Source organism: Rhodococcus sp. BP22 (genome assembly GCF_014281965.1).
In the GTDB taxonomy this organism is placed as follows: domain Bacteria; phylum Actinomycetota; class Actinomycetes; order Mycobacteriales; family Mycobacteriaceae; genus Rhodococcoides.
The window spans coordinates 173,463-186,626 of sequence record NZ_JACFTB010000004.1 but is presented as its reverse complement, the minus strand read 5'-3'; the positions used below and the strand labels follow the sequence as shown (position 1 = coordinate 186,626).

The following is a 13,164-nucleotide window of genomic DNA, read 5'->3' as shown; positions in this document are numbered from 1 at the left end:
CTCGATCCCGTGACCACCCTGCCCGGCCGTCCCAATACCGCACTGCTCGTCGTCGACGTGCAGATCGATGTCATGGCCAGTTCGATCGGGTCCGAGGCGATTATCGCCAATATCGTCAGGTTGGTGGACAAGGCACGCGCGCAGGACGTTCGGGTCGTCTGGGTGCAACACTCCTCCGATCAGCTTCCCCGGGGCAGTGCTGGATGGGAGTACGTCCCCGAACTCGTGCGGCATGCGTCGGAACCGCTGGTCCACAAGACCTACGGCGACGCGTTCGAAGACACCGAGCTCGAGTCCATTCTGGCCGAGGCGGCGGTCGGACGATTGATCGTGGCAGGCGCGCAAACGGACCAGTGCATTCGAAGCACCCTGCATGGCGCCCTTGCACGCGGCTACGACACCATTCTCGTCAGCGACGCGCACACGACGGAAGACCTCACCGAGTGGGGTGCACCTGCCCCGGCAGAGGTCGTCTCGCACACCAACCTGTACTGGAGTTTCCAGACCGCACCGGGACGAGAAGCAGGAACTATCGACACCGAATCCGTCGTGTTTTGACCAGAACCGGCTGAACGTCAGTCCGGGATTGCAGCCACGTCCGGGGCGACGACGCCGAACAGATCTGCGATCGACGCCAGGCTCGCGGCCTGGAGTGCGCCGGCGTCGACGCCGCCTGCACCGGGCAACGATCGGGTGGCTGTGGTGCTGGCGACGACCGTCGGACTGTAGCCCAGACTGAACGCTCCCCGGGCGGTGGAGTTGACGCACATGTGTGTCATGAATCCGGCGAGCAACAGATTTTCCACTCCGAGTGCACGCAACCTCTCGTCGAGGTCGGTGCTCACGAATGAGTTCGGGTAGTTCTTCACGATCACCGATTCATCGCCGCGGGGAGCGACTCGCTCGACGATCTGACCGATATCGGCGCTGATGTCGTACGGACTTCCTACCCCGGCGTCGTGCATGATGTGGAAGATCGGCGTACCGGCACTACGAGCCCGCTCGAGCAGGTCGGCAGCAGCATCCAGTGCAGGTTGAACCCCGACGAGTTCCAAGACACCCTGGGTGTAAGTGTTTTGAAGATCGATCATGATCAAAGCCGAATTGGCGAGCGCAGACGGCGCGTCGGGCATTCCGGTCAGTTGGCGAAGCGTCACGTTGTCGGTCATTCTTACATCCTCCTGGATGCTCGGAACTCGGACACCGAACCTAAATCCGCGCAGGTTGCTTCCACGTTGCAACCCGTGCCGATCGAGCGTCAGCCCAGCAAACCTGCAGTACGAAGCGCTGCCCTAACGTCCTCGTAATGCCATTCGTCGAGCGGAACCAGTGGCAGCCTGATGCCCCCGGGCATCAATCCCATCTCCGCCAGCGCCCACTTCACCGGAATGGGGTTCGGTTCGGCGAACAAGGCTGTGTGCAGGCCGACGAGCTTCGCATCGATTTCCGACGCACCTTCGGAGTCACCTGCCAGGGCGGCAGCGCACATCCGAGCCATCGCCTCCGGGGCAACATTTGCGGTCACTGAGATGTTGCCATGGAATCCGGCCAACATGCTGGCCCTCGCCGTACCGTCGTCACCCGAATACAACGCGAAGTCTCCGAGTTCGAGAGCAACCAATTCGCGGACGCGGTCCAGGTCGCCCGCAGCTTCTTTCAAGCCGACGATGTTCGGAATCTCCGCGAGCCTGGCGACGGTCGACGGGAGCATGTCGCAGCCTGTACGCGAGGGCACGTTGTAGAGGTATTGGGGTATGTCGACGGCCTCGGCGACCGCACGGAAGTGTCGGTACAGCCCCTCTTGCGGGGGCTTGTTGTAGTACGGAGTGACCAGCAGCGCACCATCGGCTCCGGCGGCCTTGGCAGCCCTGGTGAGATGAATCGCCTCGGACGTCGAATTCGCGCCGGTACCCGCAATGACCGGAATACGTCCGGCAACCACGTTGATGGTTTCTCGAATGATTTCGGTGTGCTCGGCCACCGAGAGCGTCGACGATTCGCCGGTTGTTCCAGCTGCAACAATCGCCGATGTTCCGCCGCTGACCTGGCGCTCGACTAGTTCAGCGAACGATGCATGGTCGATCTCGCCGTTATCGGTCATAGGCGTGACAATTGCAACGATGCTTCCGGTGATCACAGCGTGACGCCTTCCGTCCAGAGTTCGATCTACGTCGGGAATGGTAGACGAACGCAGCGATGTCCGGGCTTCGGCCACCGCGGCCAGTGGATCGCGGCGTCGCTGGGCGGTCCGAATCCGGTCGTTGTGGTTGACTTGAATTTCAACCGAAGGGGCCCTGTGAACCAGCTCAACGTCGCAGCCACAACGCGGCCGCTCGAAAGCGCGAAAGCATGATCGTCGACCCGACCACCCTCGTCTCGAAAGATCGCGAACTCTCCGAACCGGAGGGCCCGATGGTCGTGTGGACGGAGAACGGGCAGGAGCGCTCGGCGCGGTGGCGTTCGGAGAACAACGCCCCACCGCCGAAGGCCATCCACATCATCGGCGACGACATTACCGCCGATGTCGCATACAAGCGGGCGTCGATCGGTGAGTCCTTACTCTGGCGTGGCGATTTCAACAATGCACGCCAATTGCTGAAGGCGATCACCCGGCGAGCCGAGCCACGGGCCCGACGGCCGTCGTCCACTCCGGCAGAAGACTTTCATCTCCACCGCCAGGATCAGGCGCGGCGTGCGCGCACTCTCGGAATGCTGCTCGTCGAACTCGATTCGAATTTTGTTCTCGACTACGGCAGAGCACCCGACGTCGCGCTCGCGGCCCGTGAGGTCTACGGCGAGGCCTCGACGCCGTCGCTGTTGTCTCTTCGAGAACTGCTCAGTCTCATCGGCGCACACGAATGGCGACGCAAGGGTGTTCACATTCCCGCACTGGACGCCACCATCGAGCCACACTTCGGCGTCTTCTCGCCACTGCGTGGCGAATACGTGCAGCTCGTGGCGAACACTTCCCTTCCCGACGGAACGACCACGGCCTTCGATATCGGTACCGGCACAGGAGTTTTGGCTGCTGTCCTGGCGCGGCGCGGTGTCACCGACATCGTCGCGACGGATCGGGACCCACGGGCGGTTGCATGCGCCACCTCCAATCTCGAACGACTGGGTTTCGCCGACAGCGTCGACGTGCAGCTCACCGACATCTTTCCTGCCGGACGCGCATCCCTGGTGGTGTGCAATCCGCCGTGGATTCCCACGAAGCCGACCTCGGGGATAGAACACGCGATCTACGACCCGGGAAGCCGCATGCTGCGTGCTTTCCTGGATCGGCTTCCCAAGCATCTCGAACCCGGCGGCGAGGCCTGGCTGGTGATCTCAGATCTGGCGGAACTCCTCGGGCTCGCGACACGCGAGGACCTCCTCGCGGCAATCGACCGCGCCGGCCTGGAAGTACTCGGCAGAACAGACACCGCGCCGACGCATTCCCGTGCGCGTGACACCGACGATCTCTTTCACGCCGCGCGGTCACGCGAGACGACGTCGCTGTGGCGATTGGCTGCGCGCTGACCGACCGACCTGGTCATCTCACCCGTGCCGCCTGCGGTACTCCGCTTCGGCCCCGGGATGAAGAGGGATGGCGCCGGTCATGACGAGCGACCGGGCGTCGAGGAATTGGCTACCGATCGCCTGTCGGGGAACGAGCGAGGACGACTGATCGAGCAGCAGGCCCACCAATTCCGCCACAGTCCGGTCCGGCACGTCCGGGTGGGCCAGCAGCAGGTTCGGGATTCCGACGGTCGTCACTTCCGGATGTTCGCCGTAGACGTTCGCCGGCACCAGGACCGATTCGTACGCGGTCCCGAACTCGCGCCTCAAGTCCGCGACCACGGCGCCCAGATCGAGTAACCGGATTGCCATCGGCGGGTCGGCGAACGCCGGCGTCGGCAATCCCCCAGCCCACATCACGGCGTCGATCTCGTTGTCTGACAAGGCATGTGACGCGGAACTCATCGACATCTGGACTTCGCGGACCGCACCGGGACCGGACAGACCCGTAGCGTCGAAAATGCGCTGGGACACCAGGGTGGCACCGGATCCCGGGGCGCCGACGCTCACCGGCCGCCCGCGCAGATCACTTACCGTCTCGATGCCCGAGTCGGCTCGCACGGCGACCTGGAAGTAGTTCTCGTACACGCATCCCACCGCCGCCAAATCTCGACTCGGATGGCTGTATGCGGCGTCGGCCAACGTAAGTGCCAACTCGGCACGTCGGGAGTCCAAGGCTTCCAGGTTGTCGAGGGAGCCCGCCGTCGTCAGCGGAACGACCTCCGCCGTAGCCGTCGCGGCGGCCGCGTCGGCGAGCAGGCCCGAGAACTCCCAGAAGAAGCCGCCGACCTCACCTGATGCGAGACGGAGTTGCGGTGGAGGATCCGACGCGCAGGCAGTGCCCACCGCGGCGGCGCTCACAGCCAGCAGTCCCGCCCGCAGCGCTGCTCTGCGGGAGAGCAACGCTGCGGGCGGGACCATGTTCGTCACTGTAAGGCGTGGCAGATCACTCGAACGCTCGACCCTGCTCCCGGTCGAGGACGGTCTCGGACTTGTTCCGCAGAACGAAGATGTAGACCAGCAGCGATACTGCGATCACCACCGTCACGTAGACGATGAACCAGGTGACCTGCCCGCTGTTCTTCGCTGCCTGGTAGATCAGCGGGGCAGTGCCGCCGAATGCAGAGTTGGCGAGCGCGTAGCCGAGTCCGACGCCGAGTGCACGCACGTGAGAGGGGAACAACTCGGCTTTGACGATCGCGTTGATCGAGGTGTAGCCGGTCAAGATGACGTAACCCACGCACACCAGGGTCACCGACGCGAAGACGGACGTCGCCGTCGGCAGATACGTGATGAGGAAGTAGGTGTACAGCACGCCGCCGATTCCGAAGAAAACGAGGAGCGGTTTGCGACCCACCTTGTCGCTGATCATCCCGCCTATCGGCTGCAGAAGCATGAGGAAGACCAGGCCGAAGAGGTTGATCCACGTTCCGGTCATCCCCCGGTCCTCGTACGCGGTCCTGATCATCGAGGGCGCGTTGACGCTGTAGGTGTAGAACGCGATGGTGCCACCGGCCGTCACCAAGAAGCAGACGAGAAGTGCACGCCAATAGTTGCTGAGAAGTTCCCTCATCGAACCGGACGCTCGATCGACTCCGCTGCGAACGGCGGCGAGCTGATCCTTCGTCAGCGATTCGTCCATGCTGCGCCGCAGCCAGAAGACGACCACGGCGGCGACACCGCCGATGAAAAATGCGATGCGCCAGCCGAATTCCTCCATCTGCCCGCGATCGAGGAACACCTGCATGATCAACAGGGTCACCTGCGCGAGAACATGCCCGCCGACCAGCGTCACGTACTGGAACGAAGAGAAGAAGCCACGACGCTCACGGGTGGCTGCCTCGGACATGTAGGTCGCCGACGCACCGTACTCACCTCCGGTGGCGAAGCCCTGGACCAGACGGCTCAGAATGAGGATGATCGCCGCCCATACTCCGATGCTCTCCCGTCCCGGGGTGAGCGAGATGACCAGCGAGCACGCGGCCATCAACGAGACACTGAACGTGAGTGCAGCGCGTCGACCGTTCCTGTCCGCGTAGCGGCCGAAGAACCACGAGCCGACCGGTCGCATCAGGAAGGTGACCGCGAAGATCGCGTACACGTAAAGGGTCGAGTTCTTGTCCGCCGAATCGAAGAACTGATTCTCGAAGTACGTCGCGAAGACGGTGTAGACGTACACGTCGTACCACTCGACGAGATTGCCCGACGACCCCCGCAACGTGTTGTAAACGGCGCGACGGGTGGCAGCGGGAGAGGAGACAGGCGGGGTCGGGCGCGACGGATCGGCGATCGAGGTGGCCTCGTTGGCCATGGGCTGGTCCTTCCACAGAGTGCTGTTGGGCGGATTGCCATGGAGCGATGCGGCAACCGGAGTCCCCATACTGTGACCGCAGGCACAGACCAAAACCAAGCTGTTCCGACTTTCCTAACACTCCCTTAGGAAAGTGAGCTCAATTTTCAAACCCGAGGGTCGACGCGCACTCACCTCGATAGTTCCGCCTGCCCGCTCGGTCAGCGCGTGGACGATCGACAAGCCGAGACCGGTGCCTTCACCGTGGGCGCTCGACGCCCGATAGAACCGATCGACGATTTTCGGGAGTTCGTCGGTGGGCACACCCGGCCCGCTATCGGACACCCACACGGTGACGTGGCCTTCGCTTGTTAGGTGGCCGATTTCGACGTCTGCACCGGCGCCTGCGTATTTCGTCGCGTTGCTGAGTAAGGCGTCGAGAATTCGAATCAGGTCGTCCTCCGATATCGCGGCACGGGTCTTCTCCTCGGGGCTTTCCACGTGCACACCGATCCCCGCCACCGTCATTGTGCTCGACCAGAATTCGACACGAGCGGCGATCGCCGCACCTACGTCGCACCCGGTTGCCTGCTTCGTGAAGGGCGTCTCGGCGGCGGCGAGAACGAGTAGATCTTCGACGACGGTAGTCAGACGGTCGACTTCGAGTGTGGTCTTGAGGTGTGCGTCGGTTGCCGAATCGGGCACCTTCATCCCCAGCACATCCAGTCGGATTCTCAGTGCCGCCAAAGGGTTACGAAGAGCGTGGGCGGTGTCCGCAACCAGTCGGCGCTGCGCAGCCGTCGCTGCCTCGACGTCGTCTGCCATGGCGTCGAACGCACTGGACAGTTCTCGAACTTCCGGCGGCCCCACGTACTCCGCGGGCTTCGGCATGCGGGAACCTGCGATCGGAAGTCGATCGTGGAACTTGTCGCCGAACGAATGGACACGCGAGGACAATGCGGTCAGTGGACGAACGACCCAGCGCGACAGGGCAGCAGCGATCACCGCGACGGTAGCAAGAATCAGCAGTGCACCGACGGCGATGACTACCCACGCCACGGCGACGTCCCTACGCACGACATCGGTGGACGCTGCGATCACCACGGCGCCGTCGACCTGTGTGCCCCCGCCGACCGGGGCGGCGACCAACACCGAGGACTGCGACCATGGCGTCACACTCGACGGGAGGTACCCACGTTGGTTCCGCAACGCTCCTGCTATCGCCTGCTGCACGTCGGCTCGCTCGATGTCCAGGCCCGCCAGCGCACGAGGCGATCCGGTACGGTCGACGATGACGATCCCCTCGTCGTACAGACTGTTGTAGCGCTGCAGGGACTCTCGGAGGCGAGGTACACCGGACTCGCCTTCTCGTGAACTGAGTTCAGCGAAAAAGGTTGCTGCTGCGGCCCGGTTCTCGCCGAATCGTTGGGCTCGTTCGCGGCCGACCAGCAACCCCAGGGGCACCGCCAGTGCGAGGACGACGACGGTGGAGTAGATCATCAGCACCACCAGAACACGGCGACGCATCTCACGTGTCCCAGCGGTAGCCGAAGCCGCGGATGGTGACGATGGTGCCGGGTCGCGCGAGCTTGGAACGCAACGCGGTCATGTGCACGTCGAGTGTCCGTGAAATCGCGACGTACGCGTCACCCCAGATTGCGTCCATCAGCTGTTCCCGGCTGACCGCTTCACCGCGTCGCGTCACGAGATGAGCGAGGAGTTCGAACTCCTTGGTCGTCAGCGCAATGTCGCGTCCGTCGACTTCCGCAGTGCGGCCGACGAGATCGACGACGATGTCGCCGAGAACCAGACCGTCGGTGGCAGGTTCGCTCGACGCGCTTCGACGACGCGCCGCCACCTCGAGTCGCGCGTGCAGCTCCCCCAACCGAGCTGGTTTGACGACGTAATCGTCCGCCCCGCCGCGAAGGGCCCGAACCACCGAGCGTTCGTCGTCGCGCGCAGTCAGCACCACCACCGGGACCGAACTCAACGTCCGAAGCTTGCGGAGAACCTCCAGGCCGTCCATATCCGGCAGACCGAGATCGAGCAGTACGACATCCATGTCGTGGTATCCCAGCAACAAATCGGCACCGCGGCGCATGCGTACAGGCGCATGCCCGACCTCGGTCAGCGCGTCGAACAACGCGTCACCGACTCCGTCGTCGTCCTCCACCACCGCAATGCGCATTGACGCCAACATAGGCCAGCGCGGCATCCCGCCCCCCTGCACCTCCCCCGACGTGGTGAAGATGCAACCGCGAGATCACGTTCGAAGCAGGGAATTCTTCGGCGTGGACATGCCAACGAAGTGCACTATGGGGTGATGACTGATCTGTCCGGCAAAGTGTTCGTCGTCGTCGGTGCCACCGGCGCACTGGGTTCTCGCATCGCGAAACTGCTCGCCCAACAGGGTGCGTCGCTCACCATCAGCGGGCGGTCCGGCGAGGGACTCGACGCTCTCGGGATCGAGGGCGCGCATAAAGTCACGGCAGACTTGCGTGAACCCGATGCGGCGCGGTCAGTGATCGCGGAGGCGAAAGACCACCATGGTCGCATCGACGGTGTGGTCATCGCGGCGGGCGTCGCTGCATTCGGTCCGGTTGCCGAAATTGACGACGACACCGTGGACGACCTTGTGCTCGTCGACTTCCTTGCCCCGCTGCGGCTGCTACGGGCGGCGTTGCACGTCGTGGAAGAGGGCGGGGTGATCGTCGGGATCAGCGCGGTGCTGGCCGAGCAACCGGTCGCCGGTATGGCGACGTATTCCGCTGTAAAGGCTGCGGTATCAACGCTATTTGTCGCGGCAGCGAAAGAGGCGCGACGTAGCAAGATTCGCGTGGTCGACGTCCGGCCACCGCACACTGAGACCGGCCTGGCCGGTCGCGCGATTGCAGGTAGTGCGCCGAAGATGCCCGAGGGCCTGAGCCCCGAGGTGGTCGCCGACCGTGTCCTCGCGGCGATCGTCGGTACCGACCGCGAAGTGGCCAGCACCGATTTCAACTGAGTCGGCGCCGGGGGAACCGCCGGGTTCGGAGTGTCGAGTGCAGTGCAGATCTCTGCGGGATGAGGCCCGCGCGCTCGGCCTCGACTACCAACCGAGCTGCACAATCAGAAATCGAATTCTCCAACAAACGCGGGCGCATCGCGCTAACGCCTAAAGTTCGGACTCAACCACGAACGCGGTCGGTCCAACAGATAGCTCGACCGGTGACAAATTGTTCTGGGGAATAGGACGAAGGGCCCTATCTTTGCGCCCTGACGTGCACCGATACTGAAACTACCGACTTCCGACTTGGCACACGGTGGCATTCAGTTCAGTCGTTGGTCGATCCACCGACAGCCCGAGGAGTAGACAAAATGATGTACTGGCATGGCAACGATCCCAGTGGGTGGAGTTATGCATTGATGATCATCGGGATGGTGGTGTTCTGGGGTGTACTGATAACCGGAGTACTTCTGCTACTCCGATCACAGGGGGCGCATGGATCCCAGCCGACGCATCCCCCCGTGCTGTACACCGCTGAGCAGTTGCTGGCTGAGCGGTACGCCCGCGGTGAGATCGACGCGGACGACTACCGCGCACGGCTCACGACCCTGCGCCAACAGTAGACAAATCCAACGCACCCGAAATTGGTGCTGACCCTGCCAGTTGTGGCTGCTCGCAACATTGACACCGGCATACCCATGGGTCGCCAGTGGTTTTTCGACGGCGTCGATCGACTCCGATTCGCTTCTCAGCCGAAGCCAAGTTGCAGACGCGCTCGACGAGGCCGGTGACTACCATCCAACCTCCGACTGACCAGCCGGGATACGTCGACTGAGGAGCAACAAGTAACCAGAACACGTTGAACAAATGTAACGGCTGATACATTTACCTGGTGCGCGATAAAGAAGCCTCTACCCACTGGCGAATAATCTTGACCCAGATCCCGGCCGAACCATCACGACACCGTGTTGCGGTATGGCGCGAACTTCGCAAAATGGGCGCATTGTCGATCGGCCAGGGCACCTGGGCCGTACCCAATGTGCCGGCATTCTCCGCCGGAATCGACCGCGCCACCGCCCTGGTCGAACGGGCCGGAGGTGAGATCATCTTCCTTCACGCGACCGGTGCCACCACCGAGGACGGTGCCCGGTTCGAGGCGATGTTCACCGCTGCACGCGAGGATGACTGGAACGAATTCCTTTCCGACTGCGCCAAATACAAGGCTGAACTCGACAAGGAGATCAGGATTCGCAAGTTCACCTTGGCCGAACTCGAAGAAGAGGATCAGAGCCTCGACCGACTACGCCGCTGGCATCGTGATCTGAAAGCACGGGATGTGTTCGGCACAAACAACTCCGAACGTGCCACAGAAGAATTGCAAGAATGTGGGCAGCGATTCGAGGACTACTCCGAACGCGTGATATCCGCCCTGCACGATCCCGAATCCATCGACAACAACCACCACGCATGAACAATGAAACCGCCGTGGAACGGTGGCGCATGTGGCCCCTGTACGCGGCAGGTTTCACCACGGCATTCGGCGCCCATGCCGTCGCAGCGAATCTCGTATTCGACCTCGACAATCTCGCCGACTCACTCCTATACCTCGGCCTACTCCTGGCCCTCTACGACGGTGCCGAAGTACTCCTCAAGCCGGTTTTCGGGACACTCGCCGACAAGATCGGGGCCAAACCGGTCCTCCTCGGCGGTTTGATCGGGTTCGCCGCAGCCTCACTCCTGTTCGTCCTCGTCGCTGACACGAACTGGTTATGGCTCGCGCGCCTGGGGCAAGGTGCCGCAGCGTCGGCATTCTCCCCCGCAGCAAGCTCGCTGGTAGCGCGCCTGAACCCGAAGGCCAAGCGCGGAAAAGGTTTCGGCACATACGGTTTCTACAAGAGCCTCGGCTACACCGCCGGCCCACTACTGGGCGGCGCAATAGTGTGGTTAGGCGATCTCGCACTACTGTTCGCCGTGACGACCGTCCTCGCAGGCGCTGTCGCGATCTGGGCTCGAGCAGTCGTGCCGGCAGTGCCCGCACTTCCTCGTCAACGCCAAACAGTGATCGATCTCGCCCGCCGTCTGAGCGACTCTCACTTCCTACGGCCCACCATTGCGCTCGCTGCTGCAACCGCAGCACTGTCAGTCGGAGTCGGATTCCTCCCGGTCTCCGGCGCCGCCGCCGGCCTGGGGTCCATCGAAACAGGAGCAGCAGTGTCAGTACTGGCGTTATGCGCTGCATTGACGCAACCACGCGCCGGGCGCGCCCTCGATAGCCGCACGATCTCCGCTACGGCTGGTATGGCCGCCGGGCTGGGCTTGACTGCTCTCGGCCTTGCCGCCGCGATGCTTCCCGGACTGGCCGGTCTCCTAGGTGCCGGCGTCGCCATTGGAATCGGTACCGGGATCATCACTCCCATCGCATTTGCATCGCTCGCTGCCTCCACCCCCGAAGAACGCATGGGTCAGACCATGGGTGCCGCTGAACTCGGCCGTGAACTCGGCGACGCCGGTGGCCCACTCCTCGTCGCCGGGGTCGCGGCCGCGACAACACTGACCGCAGGTTTCGGCGCACTCGCAGCCCTGGTCCTGCTCGTCGGAGCTTCGGCCACTCGACGGCGAAAATCTGAGTCCGATCGTGACCCGCAACATTAGCAACGGAACTCCGCAGAGCACCGCGCACATCTGAACGGAACCAGCACGGCCTCGGCATTATCAACATCTCTCTGCGAAACCATGTCCATACGGACCAGCCCGTTATCTGCACGAGTCCTACGGCCACCACCCTTGCTGCCGCCCCGTGACGACAATTCCATCGACAGGCCCGTGATTGAAGACGGTAGGGCTGTCCAACTCATTCACGGCTGCGGATCGTTGGATGCGTGAGATGGGCGTACGGGGAGTCTGACCTCGAAACGGGCTCCACCCAGTGGCGACCGAAGAACAGTCACCGACCCACCATGCGCAGCGACCGTACCGGCAACAATAGCCAAACCCAACCCCGCACCGCCTTCACCACGCGTTCGCGACGCATCCAGGCGCACAAACCGATCGAACACTCGCACCCGCTCCGACTCCGCAATACCCGGCCCATCATCATCGACCGTGATCAGAGCAGACCCACCCGACTCTGCGCAGGACAGTTCCACTCGACTGTGCGCATGCCGAACCGCATTGTCGACGAGATTACGCACCATCCGCGCCAACGCCTGCTGATCACCGCCCACCCGAACCGCAACAATCGACGTCCGAACACTCAATTCCGACATCGATCCGACACGTTTACCCTCCTCATACAAAAGGTCATCGAGATCGACATCGACCGCACTGGCAGCGCTCTGCTGCTCGTCCGAACGAGCAAGCAACAAGAGATCTTCGATCAACCCCCGCATCCGGCGCGCCTCAGGAAGCAGCGAATCGTCTATCAATGTCGCATCGATCAACTCCGGCCGTGCTGCGGCAAGCTCGAGAGCGGCAGTGATGGTGGCGAGCGGGCTCCGGAGTTCATGGGAGGCATCACTGACGAATCGCTGCTGCGCACGCTGCCCAGCGTGGAGGCGCTCCAACATCTCGTTCATCGTCACCGCAAGTCGAGCGATCTCGTCATGTGCTTCCGGAACCGGAATACGCTCCCCAAGTTGGCCATTGGAGATCGATGCCACCCGGGTCCGGATACGTTCGACGGGGCTCAACGCCGCACCGACGAGTCGGTACGTCGCTAACGCGACGAGCGCGATCACGATAGGGCCGACGATCGTCAGTAGAACCGCGACCGTGGTGACGACGTCTTCGACCGGCTCCCGGTCGGCACCCACCAATACCGTCACCGGCCCCTCTGCACTCATCGCGCCGCGGCCCGTCACCCAGAAATCGCCACTCTTGCCGCGTTCCACACGCCCGAGATCCTGCGTGGTCGACGACGGAACCTGAAAAGTCGACAGCGGCGCATCACCATCTCCACTCGAGGAAGCCAGTACCGCCCCGGACGCATCGACGACCTGCAGAATCCCGATTTGACCATCGGTAGCCAGCAACGAGTCGTCGATCTGCGACGGTGAATCGGTCTGGAGTTGCTCGGAGACCTGCACCGCGCGAGCCACCGCAGCAGTACGGGCAGAGGATTCGAGAGAGCTGTAGAGAACACTCAGCAACGCGCCACCGGCGACGATTAGGCACACAGCAAGTACCAGGGTCGTAGCAACCGCCGAACGCACCCGCACAGTCCAACGTCGTGGCCGCAACACATCGATGTAGGAACTCACGCCCCCAGTGTCCTACCTTCAGCGCCGAAGACAACGACCATCTTCAGCATCCCTTCAGGAACACCCTG

13 protein-coding genes are annotated in these 13,164 nt (G+C 63.0%); 6 read left to right on the top strand and 7 right to left on the bottom strand.

The window, feature by feature from the left end:
- The first annotated feature begins 9 nt into the window (after nt 1-9).
- Nucleotides 10-558: a cysteine hydrolase family protein gene (locus tag H2510_RS10470; RefSeq protein ID WP_186628274.1), complete on the top strand. Its 549-nt coding sequence runs from the start codon at nt 10-12 to the stop codon at nt 556-558.
- Nucleotides 559-575: 17 nt separating this feature from the next.
- Here H2510_RS10470 and H2510_RS10465 read toward each other — a convergent pair whose 3' ends face one another.
- Nucleotides 576-1,169: a cysteine hydrolase family protein gene (locus H2510_RS10465; RefSeq protein WP_186628273.1), complete on the bottom strand. Its 594-nt coding sequence runs from the start codon at nt 1,167-1,169 to the stop codon at nt 576-578.
- An 89-nt stretch (nt 1,170-1,258) separates the two neighbouring features.
- The gene (gene dapA / locus H2510_RS10460) at nt 1,259-2,137 is read right to left on the bottom strand and encodes a 4-hydroxy-tetrahydrodipicolinate synthase (RefSeq protein WP_186628272.1); all 879 of its coding nucleotides are present in this window, start codon (nt 2,135-2,137) and stop codon (nt 1,259-1,261) included.
- A 275-nt stretch (nt 2,138-2,412) separates the two neighbouring features.
- On the opposite strand from dapA, the gene H2510_RS10455 reads away from it, so the two are divergent.
- Nucleotides 2,413-3,522, top strand: coding sequence for a class I SAM-dependent methyltransferase (locus tag H2510_RS10455; RefSeq protein WP_186628484.1), 1,110 nt, complete (start codon nt 2,413-2,415; stop codon nt 3,520-3,522).
- Between the two features lie 18 nt (nt 3,523-3,540).
- On the opposite strand, the gene H2510_RS10450 is transcribed toward H2510_RS10455, so the two are convergent.
- The 4 genes from H2510_RS10450 to H2510_RS10435 form a co-directional block, all read right to left on the bottom strand.
- Nucleotides 3,541-4,482, bottom strand: coding sequence for a TAXI family TRAP transporter solute-binding subunit (locus tag H2510_RS10450; RefSeq protein WP_186628271.1), 942 nt, complete (start codon nt 4,480-4,482; stop codon nt 3,541-3,543).
- Nucleotides 4,483-4,507: 25 nt separating this feature from the next.
- The gene (locus H2510_RS10445; RefSeq protein WP_222438577.1) at nt 4,508-5,872 is read right to left on the bottom strand and encodes an MFS transporter; all 1,365 of its coding nucleotides are present in this window, start codon (nt 5,870-5,872) and stop codon (nt 4,508-4,510) included.
- Between the two features lie 114 nt (nt 5,873-5,986).
- A complete protein-coding gene (locus H2510_RS10440) occupies nt 5,987-7,378 on the bottom strand; it encodes a HAMP domain-containing sensor histidine kinase (protein WP_186628270.1) in 1,392 nt (463 codons plus the stop codon).
- A 1-nt stretch (nt 7,379) separates the two neighbouring features.
- Nucleotides 7,380-8,039, bottom strand: a complete 660-nt coding sequence (locus H2510_RS10435; protein ID WP_186628269.1) for a response regulator transcription factor — start codon at nt 8,037-8,039, stop codon at nt 7,380-7,382.
- 135 nt (nt 8,040-8,174) lie between these two features.
- Here H2510_RS10435 and H2510_RS10430 point away from each other — a divergent pair, with 135 nt between their 5' ends.
- The 4 genes from H2510_RS10430 to H2510_RS10415 all read left to right on the top strand — a co-directional run bounded on the left by H2510_RS10430 (nt 8,175) and on the right by H2510_RS10415 (nt 11,489).
- Nucleotides 8,175-8,855, top strand: coding sequence for an SDR family oxidoreductase (locus H2510_RS10430; protein ID WP_186628268.1), 681 nt, complete (start codon nt 8,175-8,177; stop codon nt 8,853-8,855).
- A 353-nt stretch (nt 8,856-9,208) separates the two neighbouring features.
- A complete protein-coding gene (locus H2510_RS10425; RefSeq protein ID WP_186628267.1) occupies nt 9,209-9,460 on the top strand; it encodes an SHOCT domain-containing protein in 252 nt (83 codons plus the stop codon).
- Nucleotides 9,461-9,729: 269 nt separating this feature from the next.
- The gene (locus tag H2510_RS10420; protein ID WP_186628266.1) at nt 9,730-10,308 is read left to right on the top strand and encodes a Chromate resistance protein ChrB; all 579 of its coding nucleotides are present in this window, start codon (nt 9,730-9,732) and stop codon (nt 10,306-10,308) included.
- Complete coding sequence (locus tag H2510_RS10415) at nt 10,305-11,489, top strand: MFS transporter (RefSeq protein ID WP_261392848.1); 1,185 nt, start codon at nt 10,305-10,307, stop codon at nt 11,487-11,489. Before H2510_RS10420 ends, H2510_RS10415 begins: the two co-directional genes overlap by 4 nt.
- Nucleotides 11,490-11,692: 203 nt before the next feature.
- On the opposite strand, the gene H2510_RS10410 is transcribed toward H2510_RS10415, so the two are convergent.
- Entirely contained in the window at nt 11,693-13,096 is a 1,404-nt protein-coding gene (locus tag H2510_RS10410; protein ID WP_315901322.1) for an ATP-binding protein, read from the bottom strand.
- Nucleotides 13,097-13,164 lie beyond the last annotated feature (68 nt).